Origin of the sequence: Achromobacter sp. UMC46 (assembly GCF_014170335.1) — a bacterium.
In the GTDB taxonomy this organism is placed as follows: Bacteria; Pseudomonadota; Gammaproteobacteria; order Burkholderiales; family Burkholderiaceae_B; genus Achromobacter.
On the sequence record NZ_LZZS01000003.1, the window covers coordinates 104,771 to 122,146 of the forward strand.

General features: G+C 67.3%; 18 protein-coding genes. 13 read left to right on the forward strand and 5 right to left on the reverse strand.

What is annotated here, in order from left to right; genetic code table 11:
* The first annotated feature begins 52 nt into the window (after nucleotides 1-52).
* The 3 genes from A9973_RS00925 to A9973_RS00935 all read left to right on the forward strand — a co-directional run bounded on the left by A9973_RS00925 (nucleotide 53) and on the right by A9973_RS00935 (nucleotide 2,921).
* Nucleotides 53-652: a TetR/AcrR family transcriptional regulator gene (locus A9973_RS00925; protein WP_183011907.1), complete on the forward strand. Its 600-nt coding sequence runs from the start codon at nucleotides 53-55 to the stop codon at nucleotides 650-652.
* Between the two features lie 111 nt (nucleotides 653-763).
* Nucleotides 764-1,468, forward strand: a complete 705-nt coding sequence (locus A9973_RS00930) for an SDR family oxidoreductase (RefSeq protein ID WP_183011908.1) — start codon at nucleotides 764-766, stop codon at nucleotides 1,466-1,468.
* Between the two features lie 7 nt (nucleotides 1,469-1,475).
* The gene (locus A9973_RS00935; protein ID WP_183011909.1) at nucleotides 1,476-2,921 is read left to right on the forward strand and encodes an MFS transporter; all 1,446 of its coding nucleotides are present in this window, start codon (nucleotides 1,476-1,478) and stop codon (nucleotides 2,919-2,921) included.
* A gap of 4 nt (nucleotides 2,922-2,925) precedes the next feature.
* Here the strand turns inward: A9973_RS00935 and A9973_RS00940 are convergent, their stop codons facing one another.
* Both A9973_RS00940 and A9973_RS00945 read right to left on the reverse strand, forming a co-directional pair.
* Nucleotides 2,926-4,059, reverse strand: a complete 1,134-nt coding sequence (locus tag A9973_RS00940) for a hypothetical protein (RefSeq protein ID WP_183011910.1) — start codon at nucleotides 4,057-4,059, stop codon at nucleotides 2,926-2,928.
* Nucleotides 4,052-4,693, reverse strand: coding sequence for a hypothetical protein (locus tag A9973_RS00945; RefSeq protein ID WP_183011911.1), 642 nt, complete (start codon nucleotides 4,691-4,693; stop codon nucleotides 4,052-4,054). The genes A9973_RS00940 and A9973_RS00945 overlap by 8 nt, the downstream gene beginning before the upstream one ends.
* A 60-nt stretch (nucleotides 4,694-4,753) precedes the next feature.
* Between A9973_RS00945 and A9973_RS00950 the strand changes: the two genes are divergently transcribed.
* Nucleotides 4,754-4,993: a hypothetical protein gene (locus tag A9973_RS00950; RefSeq protein ID WP_183011912.1), complete on the forward strand. Its 240-nt coding sequence runs from the start codon at nucleotides 4,754-4,756 to the stop codon at nucleotides 4,991-4,993.
* Here A9973_RS00950 and A9973_RS00955 read toward each other — a convergent pair.
* Both A9973_RS00955 and A9973_RS00960 read right to left on the reverse strand, forming a co-directional pair.
* The gene (locus A9973_RS00955; protein WP_183011913.1) at nucleotides 4,988-5,500 is read right to left on the reverse strand and encodes a hypothetical protein; all 513 of its coding nucleotides are present in this window, start codon (nucleotides 5,498-5,500) and stop codon (nucleotides 4,988-4,990) included. The genes A9973_RS00950 and A9973_RS00955 overlap by 6 nt on opposite strands.
* A gap of 43 nt (nucleotides 5,501-5,543) precedes the next feature.
* Nucleotides 5,544-6,164: a chorismate lyase gene (locus A9973_RS00960; protein WP_183011914.1), complete on the reverse strand. Its 621-nt coding sequence runs from the start codon at nucleotides 6,162-6,164 to the stop codon at nucleotides 5,544-5,546.
* Between the two features lie 278 nt (nucleotides 6,165-6,442).
* Between A9973_RS00960 and A9973_RS00965 the strand changes: the two genes are divergently transcribed.
* From A9973_RS00965 to A9973_RS01005, 9 genes are all read left to right on the forward strand, one after another.
* Entirely contained in the window at nucleotides 6,443-7,372 is a 930-nt protein-coding gene (locus A9973_RS00965) for a nitrilase family protein (RefSeq protein ID WP_183011915.1), read from the forward strand.
* Entirely contained in the window at nucleotides 7,369-8,535 is a 1,167-nt protein-coding gene (locus A9973_RS00970) for a substrate-binding protein (protein WP_183011916.1), read from the forward strand. The genes A9973_RS00965 and A9973_RS00970 overlap by 4 nt, the downstream gene beginning before the upstream one ends.
* Before the next feature lie 72 nt (nucleotides 8,536-8,607).
* On the forward strand, nucleotides 8,608-9,441 hold the full coding sequence (locus tag A9973_RS00975) for a branched-chain amino acid ABC transporter permease (protein WP_183011917.1): 834 nt from the start codon (nucleotides 8,608-8,610) through the stop codon (nucleotides 9,439-9,441).
* A complete protein-coding gene (locus A9973_RS00980; RefSeq protein WP_183011918.1) occupies nucleotides 9,434-11,251 on the forward strand; it encodes an ATP-binding cassette domain-containing protein in 1,818 nt (605 codons plus the stop codon). The genes A9973_RS00975 and A9973_RS00980 overlap by 8 nt, the downstream gene beginning before the upstream one ends.
* Nucleotides 11,248-11,961 (forward strand): ABC transporter ATP-binding protein, encoded by a 714-nt coding sequence (locus tag A9973_RS00985; RefSeq protein WP_183011919.1) that lies wholly within the window; start codon nucleotides 11,248-11,250, stop codon nucleotides 11,959-11,961. Before A9973_RS00980 ends, A9973_RS00985 begins: the two co-directional genes overlap by 4 nt.
* A 61-nt stretch (nucleotides 11,962-12,022) precedes the next feature.
* Nucleotides 12,023-13,186: a transporter substrate-binding domain-containing protein gene (locus A9973_RS00990; RefSeq protein WP_183012272.1), complete on the forward strand. Its 1,164-nt coding sequence runs from the start codon at nucleotides 12,023-12,025 to the stop codon at nucleotides 13,184-13,186.
* A 2-nt stretch (nucleotides 13,187-13,188) separates the two neighbouring features.
* The gene (locus A9973_RS00995; RefSeq protein ID WP_183011920.1) at nucleotides 13,189-13,824 is read left to right on the forward strand and encodes an ANTAR domain-containing response regulator; all 636 of its coding nucleotides are present in this window, start codon (nucleotides 13,189-13,191) and stop codon (nucleotides 13,822-13,824) included.
* Nucleotides 13,825-13,849: 25 nt separating this feature from the next.
* The gene (locus A9973_RS01000) at nucleotides 13,850-15,349 is read left to right on the forward strand and encodes a M81 family metallopeptidase (RefSeq protein ID WP_183011921.1); all 1,500 of its coding nucleotides are present in this window, start codon (nucleotides 13,850-13,852) and stop codon (nucleotides 15,347-15,349) included.
* Nucleotides 15,350-15,386: 37 nt separating this feature from the next.
* Nucleotides 15,387-16,118 carry a pseudouridine synthase gene (locus tag A9973_RS01005; RefSeq protein ID WP_183011922.1) on the forward strand — a complete coding sequence of 244 codons (732 nt, stop codon included), beginning with the start codon at nucleotides 15,387-15,389 and terminating at the stop codon, nucleotides 16,116-16,118.
* 99 nt (nucleotides 16,119-16,217) lie between these two features.
* Here A9973_RS01005 and A9973_RS01010 read toward each other — a convergent pair whose 3' ends face one another.
* The gene (locus tag A9973_RS01010) at nucleotides 16,218-17,123 is read right to left on the reverse strand and encodes a LysR family transcriptional regulator (protein ID WP_183012273.1); all 906 of its coding nucleotides are present in this window, start codon (nucleotides 17,121-17,123) and stop codon (nucleotides 16,218-16,220) included.
* Between the last annotated feature and the right edge of the window lie 253 nt (nucleotides 17,124-17,376).

A 17,376-nucleotide genomic window follows, 5' to 3' on the forward strand; every position in this document is an offset into this window, starting at 1 on the left:
GGGTGTTTTTGCGGGATTAATATGATGATCATCATATTTCGGATTCCGGACCATGGCTGCCCCGTCTTCCCGCAAAGCGCTTTCTCACGAACGCATCGTCGACGCCGCCGCGCGCGCGATCCGGCGTGAAGGCTATGCGGGCGTCGGCGTGGCCGACGTCATGAAAGAAGCCGGACTGACGCATGGCGGCTTCTACGCCCATTTCCCGTCGCGGGACGCCTTGCTGGCCGCCGCCATGGAGCGCGCAGGCCGCGATGGCGCGGCGCGCATCTCGCAGCGCATCGCGCAGCGCCGGGAGGAGGGCGCCAGCCCCTTGCGCGCGTGGGTGGAAGCCTATCTGAGCGATGCGCATCTGAAAGGCTGCGAAGGGGGGTGTCCGGTGTCGGCGTTGGCATCCGAGATGCCGCGCCAGTCGTCCGAAGTGCGCGAAGCCTCCGCGGTGCGCGTGCAGCGCCTGATGCAAGCCGTGCGGCAGGCGTTGCCCGAGACAGCCGGCGAACATGCCGCGGCGGCCGTGACCAGCACCTTGGTCGGCGCGTTGCAACTGGCCCGTGCCCTGGGCGACAACCCCAAGGGGCGCGCCGTGCTGGCGTCTGCCCGCCACGCCATCCTGGACCAATACGACCGCGAGGCCAACCGCCCGTCCGCCTGACGCGAATCCTGTCCGAAGGCCGCTTTGCGCGGTCTTTTTACCGGTCAATAATATGATGATCATCATATTTTTCTAACACCTGTTGCTGTATCCCATCAAGGACATCCCATCATGGATCTCAAGAATGCAGTGGTTTTGATTACCGGCGCCAACCGCGGCTTAGGGTTGGCTTTCGCCCGCGAGGCGACGGCCCGCGGCGCGCGCAAGGTCTATGCCGGCGCACGGGATCCGTCGACGGTCACGCTGGCCGGCGTGGAAGCGATCAAGCTGGACGTGACGAATCCCCAGGACGTGGCGGCGGCCGCGGCGCACGCCTCGGACGTGACGCTGGTCATCAACAACGCGGGCATCGCGGCCATGGGCGGTTTCATGGCCGAGGGCAGCATCGAATCCGCGCAACGCCATCTGGACACCAACCTGTTCGGTTCGTTGCGCGTGGCGCAGGCGTTCGCGCCGGTGCTGGCCGCCAACGGCGGGGGCGCGCTGTTGAATGTGCTGTCGATCGCCAGCTGGATCAACGGTCCGGTGCTGGGCGTGTACGCCATGAGCAAGTCGGCCGCGTGGGCCATGACCAACGGTCTGCGCAACGACCTGCGGGCGCAGAAGACGCAGGTGCTGGGCTTGCACATGGGTTTCGTGGATACGGACTTGACCAAGGGTCTTGACGGCCCGAAGTCCACGCCGGAATCCATCGTTGTCCAGGCGTTCGACGGGCTGGAGGCCGGCGCCGAGGAAGTGCTGGCCGATGAACGCACCCGCCTGGTCAAGCAGGGCTTGTCCGCCGAGCCGGCGGTGTACCTGAAGGCGGTGGGATAGATCCATCATGCACGCTACCGCCCGTTCCGCGCCTGTCCCTGCCCCGGCCGCCTCCGCAAACGACCCGGCGATCGATCCCCCGGCCACGCCCGCCGCGGCCTCTCCCTGGCCCGTGTTCTGGGTCGCCAGCATCGCCGTCTTCCTGGTGTCGCTGGACAGCACCATGCTGTACGCGGCCTTTGGCGCCTTGCGCGCCGGCTTTCCCCAGGCGTCGGCCGCGGACATGTCGTGGGTGCTCAATGCCTACACGGTGGTGTTCGCCGCCATGCTGATCCCGTCCGGCGGCCTGGCCGACACCCATGGACGCAAACGCATGTTCATGGTGGGCGTGGTGCTGTTCCTGGCCGCCTCCGCCGCGTGCGGCCTGGCGGGTAGCGAAGGCTGGCTGATTGCCGCCCGCGTGCTGCAGGCGGTGGGCGCGGCGCTGCTGACGCCGGCTTCGTTGTCCATCGTGCTGGCCGCCTTTCCTGCTTCCCAGCGCGCCGTGGCGGTCAGCCTGTGGGGCGCGGTGGGCGGCCTGGCAGCGGCTGTCGGCCCCAGCCTGGGCGCGTTCGTGGTGGACGTGGCGGGCTGGCCGTGGGCCTTCTACATCAATCTGCCATTGGGCGCCTTGTCGCTGTGGTACGGCGCGGGCTTGTTGAAGGAATCCGTGAAGCCGAACGCGCGCCGCCGTGTGGACGGCGTCGGCATGACGCTGTTGATGGTGGCCGTGGGTGCGCTGGCGCTGGCGATCGTGCAATCCGAATCGCCGTCTTGGAGCCGCGTGGAGCTGGGCGTGGTGGCCGCCGTGGGCGTCGTGTCGATGGGGGCCTTCGTGGCCTGGGCACGCGCGACGCCGCATCCGCTGGTGGACCTGTCGCTCTTCAAGCACCGGACCTATCGCTACGTGAACCTGGCCACCCTGAGCTTCGGCATCGCGTTCGCGATGATGTTCTTCGCCTTCTTCTTCTACATGACGGGCGTCTGGCACTACAGCCTGCCGCGCGCGGGCCTGGCCGTGACGCCCGGGCCTCTGCTGGTGATGCCCACGGCCATTTTGACCGGGCGGTTGGCGGCGCGCATGGGCCATCGACCGTTCCTGGTGGGCGGTGCGCTGATCTATGCCGCCAGCGGCTTGTGGTTTCTGCTGGTGCCGGGCGAACAGCCCGCCTATCTGACGCAGTGGCTGCCGGGCCTGTTGTTGAGCGGCGTTGGCGTGGGCATGGTCCTGCCGTCGTTGTCGGGTGCGGCCGTCAGCCGGCTGCCTGCGCAGCACTACGCCGTGGGCAGCGCCGTCAATCAGGCGACGCGGCAGATCGGCGGCGTGATGGGCGTGGCGATCACGGTGTTGATGCTGGGCCATGGCGCAGTCAGCCATGCCGATTTCTCACCGCTGTATGTGGCGCATGTGCTCTTGGCGCTGACGACGGCGGCGCTGTGCCTGGCGGTGGATACGCGGCCACGCCAGGCCTGAATCGTCACTTCGTGCAGGCGTCCGGCGCCAGATTGGCCGGATCGCCGCAGGCGGTCCATTGCGCGGGCGTCATGGCCGGCAGCAGGGCGACCCGCCCCATCGGGTCGAAATAGAACAGGACCCGGCCCGGGTGCGCGTGCATGGCCTGCCAGATCTGCTCCTGGGCCTGCGGCGTCAGATTCGCCGCGCCTTGCGCATCGGTTTCCCCCTTGGCCAGCACGGTCTGCAGTGCCGGGTCCCAGGACGACTGGTCGTCGCCGTCCATCGGCACGTCGTCGGGGATGCGCACGATGCGCCATTCCACGCCCGGGATTTCACCGGGCATCGCCGCCATCTGTTCGCGCTGGCGCGGGTACAGGCGGTCAGGCCGCACGGCGGGTTCGGGGTAGGCGAAAAGCCCTTGGCTATCGCCCGGCGCGATCAACGCGGAAGGCTGGCGCACATAGCGTTGCGCCGGCTTGCCCTGCGCGTCGAAGGTCTGCACTGCCAGCGGCTGGCCGGGCGACAACGTGTCGACCACGCGCAGTAAACGGCCCGAGGCGTCGTGCAGATAATGGCGGCTGGCGCCTGGACCTTTGGCATCGCCGCAACGGTCGTCGATGAAGGTGGTCAGCACGCCCTGCGCGTTGCGCTGCAGGCAGACGCGGCGGGTCGCGGCGTAGGGCAGCGCGCTGGACGCGCCGGCCAGGTCGTATTCGGTGTAGGCGGCCAGCGCGCCGGCCGCGTCGTAGGCCAGGGTGTAGCCGCTTTCAAGGAGGGTCCGGCCGCGGATCTTGCCATAGCGCTCGATGCGGCACAGCTTGCCCGCCGGATCGAAGTAAAGCCGGGTGGGCGCCGCCGTGCCCGGAGTTTCCCGTGCGCGGTAGGCGGACCAATCCACCTTGTCGGCCCAGGTCTGCGGATTCAAATCGCCGCGCTCATGCGTCCAGGCCAGTTTGCGGTTCGTCGGGACGCGTTCGCCGCGCTTGCCCAGCAGCACGCGATCGTCCGCCAGGTCGACGGACACCGGCACGGCCGGCAGCGGCGAGGGCACCGAAAAATCGGTTTCCACCGGCCCGCATTCCGCCAGCGCTAGCGCAGGCGCGGCAAGCAGGGCATGGGCGGCAGCCAGCGACACCGCAAGCGATAGCTTATGCATATTGTTGCGCGTCCATGTGCTTCACCAGGTCCCAGAACTCTTTGGATACGCCGCCCAGGCGCAGCTTGCCCTGCGCGTCTTCGAACAACAGGAACGGGTAGGCGTCGCGCGTCAACACGCCCGGGTCCGGCAGCCGGTAAGGCTTGAAGACCTCGGGGTTGTTGAAGTAGCTCTCCAACCGCCCGCCGCCATCCACGTGCATATAGCGCACGCGCAACGTCTGCTGCTTGAAGGCCGCCTGAGTTTCGGGATAGACGCCGCCGTCACCCGCGACGACGGCGTTGGCCAGCGCCGCCATGAACACGCGCTGGATGCCGACAAAGCGGATTTCACCGTGGGTGCTGTCGCCTTGGGCGCGAGCCACCTCCTTCACCAGCTGCGACGCGCGTGAGCCAGGCACCAGGGTGTTGGCGAAAAGGGCATCGACGTCGGCATCCGCTCGGCCAGGGGATTGCCGCAGCTTCTGGAAGTCTTGCCGGAAGTCATGCAGCCATTGCCGGTAGCGCTGGTTCTCCAATTCGCGGTCGAAGGACTCGGCGCGGCTGGCCCCCGCGTATAGCGTGGCCAGGCAGAGCAGGGCCAGCAGGCAAAGGCGCTGGAACCATAGGGTGCAGACGTGAGGGTAGGTGCGCATAGGGTAGCCCGACGAGTGTGCTGCGATTGTAGCGGCCACGCGTGTCGCATCCGTGGCGGTGTGGCCGGTCGCGCTGACCGCGATGGAAAACAACCGGGCCTGGTCTCATCCGACGCGATCGGCTACTACGCCTTCCAGTTCCGCGGCTTCAAGATCAAAGCCGGCAACAGTACCGATCTGCAGGATGCCAAGGTGATCATCAGCACCGGCAAGGTGTACTGGAATGCGTTGGCCAACAACGATTGGAACGCCGCCGCGTTGAAGAACGACGGCACCCGCTACTCCCGACCTGCCTTATGAAGCGCTGTCGGCAAGTTGCGGCTTGCCGTAGAACCAGTACGCGCACAGGAACGCGCTTACCAGGCCGGTCAGGCCGCCCACGCACAGTGCGAACATCAGGTCCGACCATTCCATGTCCCGATGCGTGAACGCCGCCAGGAACGAGAAGCCGAACAGGCCGCCCACCAGCGCAAGCCTGGCGTAGTCGCGCCAGGCGGGGCGGGCGGGCCTGAGGGCGCCGGCGACGACGCCGCACAACAGGGCGGGCACGGCGCCGAACAGGTAGAACCAGGGCAGACCGTAGAGCATCATCATCAGGGTCTGAGGATCCAGGGTGATGGCCGCCAGGGCCAGCACCACACCGATCCCGCCGATGGCGGGCGCGGCGAAGGCATAGATGATGCCGCCGGCCAGCAGGTCACTGAAGATGCGCCGCCGGGTGTCGTCGGGACGGGGCCGCCAGAAGCGGCGGGCGACCGCGGCTAAGGTCGCAAGAAGCAGGGCGCCGAGAACAAGGGGGATGGCCATCGCCGTATTCTGGCACAAGCGTGGCGGGCAGCCCGCCAGCGCCTTAGCGCGGCGTGCGCTGGTGCGGGACCAAGGGCGGCACGGGCTGATCGGCGATCAATTCCCAGAAGCCCGGCAGGAAGCATTCGGCCACCAGGAGCGGCTGGCCTTGGCGCCAGAACACGGACCGGCGCGCCCAGACGCGGGCGGCGTCGCGGTCGCGCTGTGCGGACGGCAGCACGCCGCGCGCCGTGGCGTGGAACGGCACCGGCGAGGCCAGCCGGCGGCACGCGAACGGCGAGCGGATGACGGTGCTGTCGTGATACAGCATGTCGGCCAGCGGCCGCGTCAGCAGCCGGCGCATGCCTTGCCAGGCGCCGTGCGACGCGCCCAGGGGCGTCAGGCTGCGGGCCGGCACGCTGTCCACGCCGTTCACCGACATCAACACCTCACGGATCCACACCGGCGTGCCTGGTGCGATGCCCATCGCGCGGGCTTCATCCAGCGGGGCGCCGTCGGCGTATTCCGCCAGCACGCGCAGGCGGACCTGGCCCACCTGGCGCAGGCCGGCGGTCAGCGCGCCGGGACGGAACAGCCAGTGGCGCACGGCAGGGGGCAGGATCGGCGGGGCGACGGGAAGCCAGCCGGCGGCAAGAGGAGGGTGATGTGCTGCGGGTTTCATCATGGCTGCGTATTATGCCAAGCTCGGCTCACGGCCCCAATGCGTCGCAATGACGCAGCGGGCGTTTCCAGCGTCCGGGAAAGCACTTATTGTCCCAGGCGTTGGCGCCTCTCTATTATCTGCCCACGGTCAAGATTGACCAAAATGCCTTCACGGCATGCAGTGCCCCGCAGCAATGATTGCTGCTTGAACATTCAGTATGGCTATAGAAGCCCCCGACTTGCACGCGATGCGTGGTCGGGGGCTTTTTCGTTTTCAATTTCTGGAAAGAGGGAGATCGCATGCAAGCGTCGGACCCGCAGAGTTCCCCGGCCGAGCCGACCTGGGTGGCCAGTGTGCAGATGGCCCCCGTGATCGGCGAAGTCGCCGCCAATGTGGCCCGTTCGGCCGAACTGGTGGAACAGGCCGCCGCGCAAGGCGCGCGGCTGGTGGTGCTGCCCGAACTGGCCAACACGGGGTATGTGTTCCAAAGTCGCGCAGAGGCTTATGCCTTGGCCGAAGCCGTGCCCGGCGGCCCCAGTTCGCAGGCCTGGATCGCACTGGCGCAGCGGCTGGGCATCTACCTGGTGGCGGGCATCGCCGAACGCTGCGGCGACCGGCTGTACAACGCCGCGCTGATCGCAGGCCCCGCCGGCTATATCGGCACCTATCGCAAGCTGCATTTGTGGGGCGACGAAAACCTGTACTTCGAAGCGGGCGATCTGGGCCTGCCGGTATTCCATACCGAACTGGGCCGCCTGGGCGTCGCCATCTGCTACGACGGCTGGTTTCCCGAGGTCTACCGGGTACTGGCAGTGCGCGGCGCGGACATCGTGGCAGTGCCGACCAACTGGGTGCCGATGCCGGGGCAGACGCCCGACGGCCCGGTGATGGCCCATGCGCTGACGATCGGCGCCGCGCACAGCAACGGTTTGACCGTGGTGTGCGCTGACCGCGTGGGCACCGAACGCGGCCAGCCGTTCGTGGGGCGCAGCCTGATCGTGGGGTCGCAGGGCTGGACGGCGGCAGGCCCCGCCAGCGCCGACCAGGAAGAAGTGCTGCTGGCGCCCTTCGACGTGAAAGCGTCGCGGCGGGCGCGCCAATTGAACGATTTCAACCACGTGCTGCGCGACAGGCGCTGCGATATCTACGACGAGCAACTGGGCGCGGGAGCTGCCGAAGGGCAGCCAAGCGCCAGGCATGTAGCCGACTTCCAAGGAGCCACCTCATGAAACCCCTGTTCAGCAGCTTCCGCAACCGCTTGTCGTTCGTCGCACTGCTGGCCGCTATCGGCAGCGCGCACGCCGCGGAACCGTTGCGCATCGGCGTGCCGGTCGGCCTGTCGGGCGCTAATAGCGTGGTGGCGCCCGGCGTGGTGCAGGCGTCCCAATTGGCGGCCGACGAGATCAACGCGGCGGGCGGCATCCTTGGCCGCCAGGTCGTCCTGGAGATCGCCGACGACGCGTCGGGCGCCGTCGGCGCGCAAAAGGCCTACGACACCCTCGTGTTCCAGAAGAAGGTCGACGCCATCATCGCGATGGAGACCAGCGCGGCCCGCAACGCCGCGCTGCCCATCGTGTCGCGCGGCAAGGTGCCGTACATCTACACCTCGTTCTACGAAGGCCGTTCGTGCAACCGCTGGATGCATGTGAACGGCTGGGTGCCCGAGCAGCAGGTCGCGCCGGTCGTGGACCATTTCATGAAGGAGCGCGGCGCCAAGACCTTTTTCCTGGTCGGCAGCGACTACGCTTTCGGCCGCGGCATGCTGAAGTTCACGCGGGCGTACATCGAAAAGCAGGGCGGGCGCGTGGTGGGCGAGGAATACCTGCCCATCGACGGGTCAGACTGGACGCCGGTGGTGTCGAAGATCCGCTCGGCGACCCCGGACGCGCTGATCAGCTCGACGGCGGGCGGGGGACCCAACGTGAGCCTGGCCAAGCAGATCAAGGCGGCGGGGCTCACCATGCCCTACGGCAACCTGGCGATCGACGAGGGCACGGCCAAGACCATGGGCGACACGGCGGTGGGCATGTACATGTCGGCGTCTTACCTGACCAGCATCGATACGCCGCAGAACCGCAAGTTCCTGGGCGGACTGAAGACGAAGTTCGGCAACGACGCCAAGACCGCCAACGAGTTCTCGGGCCCGCAGTACGAAGCCTTCTTCCTGTACAAGGCCGCCGTCGAGCGGGCGGGCGGCCTGGATCCGCAGAAGGTGGTGCAGGCGCTGAGCGAGGTGTCGTTCGACGGCCCGCGCGGCCCCGTGAAGATGGACCGGCAGCGGCACGCCGCGTTGACCATGCGCCTGGGCCAGGTGCAGCAGGACGGCTCCATCAAGATCTTGCAGACCTTCAACCAGGTGGACCCGGGCGCGCAATGCCCGGACTTGAAGTGACGCCGCAGTCGCGTGACGCTGCAGTAACGTGAAAAACGCCGCCGGCCTGGTCCGGCGGCGCCGGAGACCGATATGGGTTTGCTGCTGGACATCTTGAGCACGGCCGCCATGCTGTTCATCGTGACGTCGGGGTTGATGATCATCTTCGGCGTGATGAAGGTCGTGAACTTCGCGCACGGGGCGATCCTGACGCTGGGAAGCTATGCCAGCCTGGTGGTGACCCAGTTGGGCTTGAACCCCTGGCTTGCGCTGCCGTTCGCACTGGCGGTCGGCGTGCTGGTGGGCATGGGCGTGGAACGCCTGATCGTGCAGCCGCTGTACAAGCGGCCGCTGGATGCGATCCTGGCCACGTGGGGGCTGGGCATCGTGATCGGCCAACTGATCACGGTGGCGTTCGGGCGCGAAGTGCAGTTCGTGGATTCGCCGATCCAGGGCGCCGTGTCCTTCCTGGGCACGGAATACTCGGCGTACCGCCTGTTCCTGGTGCCGGGCGCGCTGCTGATCTACGTGGCCATGACCTTGCTGCTGAACGGCACGCGTTTCGGCGTGCGGACCCGCGCGGTGATCATGAACGAGGACCTGGCGCGCGGCCTGGGCATCAACGCCGAACGCATCCGCTTCACGACGTTCGGCCTGGGCGCCGGGCTGGGCGCGCTGGCGGGCGCGCTGATCACGCCGCTGTCCAGCGTGGATCCCAACATGGGCCTGCCGTGGCTGGTCAGCGCCTTCATGCTTGTCATGGTGTCGGGCCATTCGATCACCGCATTGTTGCTGACCTGCCTGGTTTACGGCGCTTGCCAGGTGCTGGTGAGCATTTTCGTCAGCCCGATCCTGGGCGGCGTCACCATCGCCGTGCTGGCCGCGCTGACGCTGCGCCTGCGTCCCCAAGGATTCGCCCATGACTGACCAGACCCTTGCACAACCGAGCGAGGCCGGCCCGGCGCCCGAGGCGCGCGGGCGGCGCGGCAGCGGACTGCCGTGGCTGGCCGGCATGTGCCTGATCCTGACCGTGGCAGGCCCCTGGCTGTTCGACACCTACTTGCTCAACGTGCTGATCAAGGCGCTGTTTTTCGCGATGGCGGCGGTGACGGTGGACGTGCTGTGGGGCTACACCGGCCACCTGACTTTCGGCCAATCCGCCTTTTTTGGCGTCGGCGCCTATGCGGCGGGGCTGGCGTTCACGCATTACGGCTTTTCGCCATCGATAGCCGTGCTGGCGGCGTTGGCGGCAATAGGGGCGGCGGCGCTGCTGGCGCTGGCGACCGGATGGCTGTCGTTCTATCGCGGGGCGTCGCCGTTCTTCGCAACGGTCATCTCGCTGGTGCTGCCGATCGTATTGATGCAGCTGGTGCTGGCCGGCGGGACGTTCACCGGGTCGTCGTCCGGCCTGACGGGTTACGAGACGTTCGACCTGTCGCTGGAGGCCTGGTATGTGATCGCGGCCGGCACCTTGTCGGTGGTGGCCTTGCTGGCGTGGGTGGTGGTGCGCAGCGACGGCGGCCGCATCCTGGTGGCGTTGCGCGACAACGAGTCGCGGTGCAGCTATCTGGGGCTGAACACCGCCCATTGGCGCATCGTGCTGCTGGTCGTATGCGGCGCGGTGGCCAGCCTGGCGGGGTTCGGCTACGGCGCGTTCAGCGGCGTGGTGGCGCCGGAGCTCACGGGTTTCGTGTTCGGCACGGAACTGATCATCTGGGTGGCGTTGGGCGGACGGGGCACCATCTGGGGGCCGGTATTGGGGGCGATCCTGATCAATGTGGCGGGCTCGTACCTGAGCGGCAATTTGCCGTTCCTGTGGCAGCTGCTGCTGGGCGTGACGTTCATTCTCGTCATCCTGCTGCTGCCGCGCGGGCTGCTGCCGCTGCTGACGGCGCCGTTCTTCCGGCGTGGCGCGCCGGTGGCCGTGCCCGCGCTGGGCGCGCGAGCCGGCCGCCCGCAACCGGCCAGCGAGGCCTCGTTGGCATTGAACCTGTCTGGCGTGGCCAAGCGCTTCGGCAGCCTGAAAGTGCTGGAAGGGATCGACCTGCAGGCCCGGGGCGGCGAACTGGTGGGGCTGATCGGCCCCAACGGCGCCGGCAAGACCACGCTGATGCGCTGCATCGCCGACGGCGCCGAACGGTCCGAAGGCGAGCTGGCGCTTTACGGCCACCGGGTGCTGCGAGACGGCCCCGAGCAATGCGTGCGGCATGGCCTGGGGCGCAAGTTCCAGAACGCCAATGTGTTCGACACGATGACGGTGGCCGAAAGCCTGCGCATCGCGACGACGCTGCGGGAGCAGCCGTCCTGGTGGCGGCGTTCGCCCACGCTGGACCTTCCGCCCTACGCGCTGGAAGTGCTGCGCGTGAGCGGGCTGGACCAAAAGCTGGCCAGCGTGGCCCGCGACCTGTCGCACGGGCAGCAGCAGGCGCTGGAGTTGGCGATGGTACTGGCGCTGGAACCGCGCATCGTGCTGCTGGACGAACCTACGGCGGGTCTGTCCAAGGCCGAGCGGGTGCAGATCGGCCAGATGCTGGCGTCGCTGGCGCACAAGTATGGCTTGTGCTGCCTGCTGGTGGAGCATGACCTGGATTTTGTGAAAGAAGTGGCGACGCGGATCGTCGTGCTGCATCAGGGCCGCATCGTCATGGACGGCAGTTTCCGCGAGGTCGTGGAATCCGAGCTGGTGCGGACCATCTACGCAGGCAGCGCGCAGGCCGCGCAAGGAGCAGGACAATGACGGGACCTACGCCGGCATTACGCCTGGAAGGGGTGTCCAGCGGCTACAAGGGCTCGGTGGTGCTGAACGAGGTGTCGCTGTCGGTCGAGCCCGGCACCTGCGTGGCGCTGCTGGGCAAGAACGGCATGGGAAAGAGCACGCTGCTCAAGACCGTCATGGGCTACCTGCCCAAGCTGCGCGGACGCGTCAGCGTGGGCGGGGTCGACGCCACGCGCTTGCGCCCGCACGAAGTGGCGCGCTGCGGCGTGGCGTACGCGGCGCAGGAACAGCCGCTGTTCCCCGACCTGAGCATCCGCGACAACCTGCGCCTGGGCTTGCCGCGCGAGAATCTCTTCGACGAGCGCTTCGCCGACATCGCCGAGCTGTTTCCGGTGTTCTCGACGCGGTTGCGCCAGCACGCCGGCACCTTGTCGGGCGGCGAACAGAAGATGCTGCTGGTGGCGCGCGGGCTGATGCAGCGGCCCGGATTGCTGCTGCTGGACGAGATCACCGAAGGGCTGCAGCCGTCGGTGATCGAGCGGCTGGGCCGCGCCCTGAACTGGGAGCGCGAACAACGCGGCACCACCATGCTCATCGTTGAGCAGAACGTGGCGTTCGCCCTGGACGTGGCCGACCGCTACCTGGTGTTGAAGCAGGGCGCCATCGTGGACGCGGGCGATGCTGGCGCGCCCGAGGCCATCGGCCATATCATTGACCACCTGAAGGTATGAACGCCGCCGCTTCCGTCTCCGCCCTGGCCGGCCTGCTGGATTCACGCTCAAGGACGCAATGATGACCTCGCTCCAGGACAAGGACGCGGAACGGACCGGGTGGCGCATCGGCGTGCTGTATTCCCGCAGTGGCGTGACGGGCACGACCGAGTCGCAGCACTTCTTCGGAACGGTGCTGGCCGTGGAAGAGATCAACGCCTTGGGCGGCGTGCTGGGCCGGCCGCTGGAGCCGGTGGTGTACGACCCGGGCAGCGACGCCGAAGAATACCGCCGCCTGGCGGCCCGCCTGCTGCTGGACGACGAAGTCAGCGTCATCTTCGGCGGCTGCACCTCGCATTGCCGCAAAGCGATGCTGCCCGTGGTGGAACGCAGCAATTCCCTGCTGTGGTACGGCTCGGTCTACGAAGGCTTCGAGTATTCGCCCAACGTCATCTACACCGGCGCCGCGCCCAACCAGGGCAGCATGCAGCTGGCGGCCTACCTGATCCAGAATTGCGGCTCGCGCATCTTCCTGGTGGGGGCCGACTACATCTACCCGCGTGAAACGAACCGCATCATGCGCGAGACCGTGGAAGAGCACGGCGGCGAGATCCTGGACGAAACCTATCTGCCGCTGGGCTGCGACGAAAGCGACATCATCGATGTGGTGGCGGACATCCGGCGCATCCAGCCCGACGTGGTGTTCTCCACCCTGATCGGCGCGGACGCGCAGCGCTTCTACCAGCGCCACCACGAGGCCTGCCAGGAGGCGGGGCCGGAAACGGCCCACATCCCCATCGCCAGCCTGACCATGGCGGAGTCCGAAGTGGCCGAAATCGGGCCGCAGCGCTGTGTGGGCCACATCACCGCCGCCACCTATTTCAATACCGTCGATACGCCGGCCAACCAGCATTTCCTGGCGCGCTGGCGCGAGCGCTTCGGCGAGCAGCCCGCCAGCGTCTACGCCGAAACCTGCTACAGCCAGGTGCACCTGTTCGCGCGCGCGCTGCAGCGCGTGGGCGGCATGGACACGCGCAAGCTGGTGCAGGCGGTGCATCAGGTCCAATTCGACGCGCCGGACGGGCGCATGTCCATCCTGGCCGAAAACAACCATTGCGTGCTGACGCCGCGCATCGGCGTGTGCCGGGCCGACGGGCGGTTCGACATCGTCTGGGAAAGCGACCAGCCGGTGAAGCCGGATCCTTACCTGACGGCGTTCGGCCTGGACGAATTCTGGTTGAAATGAGCATGGACCATAGCCTTCGCCGCCTCTACGAGGATCTGCGCAGCGTGGCCGTCGCGGTGGTGTATCCGCCGGGCGAAGACCGCGACGTGCTGGTCGAGCAGCTCAAGCGCATCGGCTGCCGCATCCACTTGCACTGGCCGTTCCCGGATGCCGCGCCGGCGGGCGCCGACGTGATCTTCTTCCAGGTGTCGCAATGCGTGCAGAACAGTTCCGCCTGGTCGGCCAGCGAGGTCGAGGCCACCCTGATCGCGTTGTCCGAATACGAAACGCCCACCACGCTCAAGCTATTGCTGAAGACCAACGCCCACGGGGTACTGACACGGCCGTTCCGCTCGGCGGGCATCCTCAGCACGCTGGTGCTGGCGCGCTCGGCCAAGCAGTTCCAGAACCGGCAGCAGGTCAAGATCGACAAGCTGGAGAACACCATCAAGGCGCGGCGCGTCATTGAAAAGGCGATCCGCGTGCTGATGGACCATCAGCGGCTGGACGAGCGTGCGGCCTATGAACACATGCGGACCCGCGCCACGGGCTTGCGCGTCAGCGTGGCGGAAGTGGCCGCGATGATCATCGAGGCCAGCGAGGCCATGGAAAAACTCGGCCTGGGCGGCACGCGCCCGGGGCCGCCGCAAAACGGCTAAGTGCCGGCCTGTAAAGAGGAAAACAATGAAAGTCATGATCGCCCGCCTGAACCACGAGACCAATACGTTCTCGCCCGTGCCGACGCCGTTGGCGGCCTTCGGCAACGACGGCCCGGCCTTTGGCTTGGACGCCTACGAAGAGAACAAGGGCAAGCGCACGGCCATGTCGGCCTTCATCGATATCGCGGAGGCGAACGGCGCGACGGTGGTCACGCCGGTGTCCGCCACCGCCTATCCCAGCGGCCGGGTGGACGCGGACGCCTATCGCACGCTGTGCGACGCGATCGTGGCCGGCGCGCGGTGCTGCGGCGCGATCCTGCTGGACCTGCACGGCGCCATGGTGGTCGAAAGCACCGACGACGGCGAAGGCGACCTGCTGGAGCGCTTGCGCCAGCAGACGCCCGACGTGCCGATCGCGGTGGCGCTGGACCTGCACGGCAACGTCACGCCCAAGATGATGGCCAACGCCGATGTCATCGTCAGCTTCAAGACCTACCCGCACGTGGACATGTACGAAACCGGCGAGCACGCGGGCCGCATCCTGTTCGACTGGCTCCGCGGCGGGCCGCGCCCGGTGATGGCGTGGCGCCGCCTGCCGTTGATGACGCACACCTTGCGCAGCGCTACGGCGCAAGGCGCCATGCGCGACGCGGTGCAGGCGGCCCGGCGCGCCGAAGACGCCGGCATGCTGGGCGTGTCGGTGCTGGCGGGGTTCGCCTTGGCGGATATTCCGGACCCCTGCCTGAGCGTGGTGGTGGTCGCGTCGGGCGACCCGGCGCCGGCCGAGCAGGCGGCGGCCGAGATGGTGAAGGGCATCTGGGCGGCGCGCGACGGCTTCTTCTACGACAGCGAGCCCCTGGCGGATTCCCTGGCCCGGGCCGTCGAACTGGCGTGCGGGGCAAGCAAGCCGGTGCTGTTGCTGGACCATGGCGACAACTGCATGTCCGGCGGCACCTGCGACACCATGGAGGTGCTGATGGCCGCGGTGGACGCCGGCCTGACGGGCATTGTCGCGGGCCTGTACTGCGACCCCGAGGCCGTGGAGGCATTGACGTCGGCGGGCGAGGGCGCGCGGGTGGACATCCTGGTGGGCAACAAGCGGCCGATCCCCGCCATCGGCCGCCCGGCGGCGCCGGTGCGCCTGCAGGGCGTGGTCGGGGCGGTGACGGACGGCCAGTACGTCATCACGGGCCCGACCTACACCGGTCAGACGGCATGCATGGGCCGCAGCGCCGTGCTGGATATCGGCGCGGCGCAATTGGTGATCACCGAAAAAACCCACGAGCCCTGGGATCTGGGCGTGTTCGAAAGCATGGGCTTGGACCCGCGCCGGGCCCGCTTCGTGTTGGTGAAGTCCCGGATGTATTGCCGACCCGTGTTCGAGCCCATCTCCCAGGCACTGGTGGAGTGCGCCAGCGCGGGCGTCACCAGCTCGGACTTCTCGCTGTTTCCCTACGAGCGCCGGAGCCGTCCGCGCTATCCGCTGGATTCCATGGCGCCCTCCGATTACGACCCGTCGGCCTGAACGGCAAGCCGGCGGGCGTCCGCATACAATACCGGCCATGGAAAAAGTACGCATCTCCAAGCTCATGTCCGAGCGCGGACTCTGCTCGCGCCGCGAGGCCGACAGCTATATCGAACGCGGCTGGGTCCGCGTGGACGGCGCCGTGGTGTCCGAACTGGGCGCCCGGGCCTATCCCGACCAGGTCATCACGCTTGAGCGCGCCGCGCAGGCGCGACAGACCTCGCGGGTCACGATCCTGATCAACAAGCCCGTGGGCTACGTGTCCGGCCAGGCCGAAAAGGGCTACACGCCGGCGGTGGCGCTGATCGATTCGCGCTCGCGCTTCGCGGGCGACCGGGCGCCGCAGCGCTTCGAACGCGCCCATCTGGACGGGCTGGCCGTGGCCGGCCGGCTGGACATCGATTCCCAGGGCCTGCTGGTGCTGACCCAGGACGGCCGCATCGCCAAGCACTTGATCGGCGAAGATTCCAGCGTGGACAAGGAATACCTGGTACGCGTGCAGGGCGACTTGTCGGACCGCGGCCTGGAACTCCTGAACCACGGCCTGTCGCTGGACGGCCGCGCGCTCAAGCCCGCCCATGTGCGGTGGCAGAACCATGACCAGCTGCGTTTTGTGCTGCGCGAAGGCAAGAAGCGCCAGATCCGCCGCATGTGCGAACTGGTCGGTCTGAAGGTCGTGGGCTTGAAGCGCGTGCGCATCGGCCGCGTGTCGTTGGGTGACCTGCCGTTGGGCCAATGGCGCTATCTGCGCGACGACGAAGGGTTCTGACCCCCGTTTCGCCGAGCATTCGGGCCATTTTTTCGGCTATCGCGGCCGCAGCGCCCCGTCGGCGGCCGGCAGATTTTTCAATCTGTTTCCGTGACACCGTTATTTCATGAAAGCGGGGGTATCCTTCGCTTGCCCGCCGCTGCCCAGGCGCTCCATCAGGAATTCGATGAAGATCCGGGTCTTGGCGGGCAGGAGCCGGGTTTCGGTGACCGCGTAGACAGGGAAGGGCCCCAGTTGCCAGTCCGGCAGCACGCGCCGCAATTGGCCGGACTGCTGCTCGGCCGTCTGGCCGCCTACCAGCACCGCGATGCCCGCGCCCAGCATGGCCAACCGGCGCGCCATGGCGACGCCATTGACCGAAAACCGGTTGCCCGGGGTGAATTCGATGTGCTGGTCGCCGTTGGAAAGCGGCCAGCGGGTCACGCGGCCAGCGCCTTCGGCGCGGAACTCTATGCACTCGTGGCGGGTCAAGTCGCTGGGGTGCCGCGGTTCGCCGTGCTTCTCCAGGTAGTCATGCGAGGCATACAGGTGGGCGGGCAGCATGCCCAGCAGCCTTGCAATCTGCGTCGAGTCCGGCAGTTCGCCGATTTCGATGGAGATGTCGCAGGTCTGGAATACGCGCGACGCGTGGTCCGGATTGGCAAGATCCAGGAAAAACGTGACGTCGGGATAGCGGCGGGAGAACTCCATGAACGATTCAGCCAGGAAGTCCGTGCCGAAATCCGCGGGCATGTTCACCCGCAACGGTCCGGCGGGCGTATCGACCAGCTTCTGCAGTTCTTCGTGGGCGATCTGCGCTTCAGCGACGATGCGCTGGCAGCGTTCGAAGTACAGCCGGCCGGCGTCGGTCAGTTCCACCTTGCGCGTGGTGCGGCTGAGCAGTCGCAGGCCGACGGAGCGTTCCAGTTCGGCCACCTGGCGAGACAAGGTGGACTTGGGGACGCCCAGCGTCGCCGCGGCGCGGCTAAAACTGTGCGTCTTGGCCACCTCTACGAAGAGTTCCATGCCTTGTAAGCGTTTCATGGCGAGATTCTGTCACATGCCGGGGAGTAAGAATTGTCCCATAAATGGAATGATGTTTTCTTAATGCGCCCCTTTGTTTCCCGGGCGGGATAACGCAGAATGCGAGTTCTGCAATGCAGCAATGCGACTAAGCCCACCCTGCGTGTTCAACGCGAATCCACCCAAGTTGATGCACTGCCTTGCCAGATTCGGGCGCGGCCCGGCCTTTTTTTTTGCCGCCGGGCCGTGCCAAGGT

Coding starts and splice junctions, on each gene's coding strand:
- A9973_RS00995 (WP_183011920.1), top strand. CDS start 13,189: ATGGACCATAGCCTTCGCCGCCTCTACGAGGATCTGCGCAGCGTGGCC.
- A9973_RS00965 (WP_183011915.1), top strand. CDS start 6,443: ATGCAAGCGTCGGACCCGCAGAGTTCCCCGGCCGAGCCGACCTGGGTG.
- A9973_RS00960 (WP_183011914.1), bottom strand. CDS start 6,164: ATGATGAAACCCGCAGCACATCACCCTCCTCTTGCCGCCGGCTGGCTT.
- A9973_RS00935 (WP_183011909.1), top strand. CDS start 1,476: ATGCACGCTACCGCCCGTTCCGCGCCTGTCCCTGCCCCGGCCGCCTCC.
- A9973_RS00970 (WP_183011916.1), top strand. CDS start 7,369: ATGAAACCCCTGTTCAGCAGCTTCCGCAACCGCTTGTCGTTCGTCGCA.
- A9973_RS01010 (WP_183012273.1), bottom strand. CDS start 17,123: ATGGAACTCTTCGTAGAGGTGGCCAAGACGCACAGTTTTAGCCGCGCC.
- A9973_RS00985 (WP_183011919.1), top strand. CDS start 11,248: ATGACGGGACCTACGCCGGCATTACGCCTGGAAGGGGTGTCCAGCGGC.
- A9973_RS00980 (WP_183011918.1), top strand. CDS start 9,434: ATGACTGACCAGACCCTTGCACAACCGAGCGAGGCCGGCCCGGCGCCC.
- A9973_RS00930 (WP_183011908.1), top strand. CDS start 764: ATGGATCTCAAGAATGCAGTGGTTTTGATTACCGGCGCCAACCGCGGC.
- A9973_RS01005 (WP_183011922.1), top strand. CDS start 15,387: ATGGAAAAAGTACGCATCTCCAAGCTCATGTCCGAGCGCGGACTCTGC.
- A9973_RS00925 (WP_183011907.1), top strand. CDS start 53: ATGGCTGCCCCGTCTTCCCGCAAAGCGCTTTCTCACGAACGCATCGTC.
- A9973_RS00955 (WP_183011913.1), bottom strand. CDS start 5,500: ATGGCCATCCCCCTTGTTCTCGGCGCCCTGCTTCTTGCGACCTTAGCC.
- A9973_RS00975 (WP_183011917.1), top strand. CDS start 8,608: ATGGGTTTGCTGCTGGACATCTTGAGCACGGCCGCCATGCTGTTCATC.
- A9973_RS00940 (WP_183011910.1), bottom strand. CDS start 4,059: ATGCATAAGCTATCGCTTGCGGTGTCGCTGGCTGCCGCCCATGCCCTG.
- A9973_RS01000 (WP_183011921.1), top strand. CDS start 13,850: ATGAAAGTCATGATCGCCCGCCTGAACCACGAGACCAATACGTTCTCG.
- A9973_RS00990 (WP_183012272.1), top strand. CDS start 12,023: ATGACCTCGCTCCAGGACAAGGACGCGGAACGGACCGGGTGGCGCATC.
- A9973_RS00945 (WP_183011911.1), bottom strand. CDS start 4,693: ATGCGCACCTACCCTCACGTCTGCACCCTATGGTTCCAGCGCCTTTGC.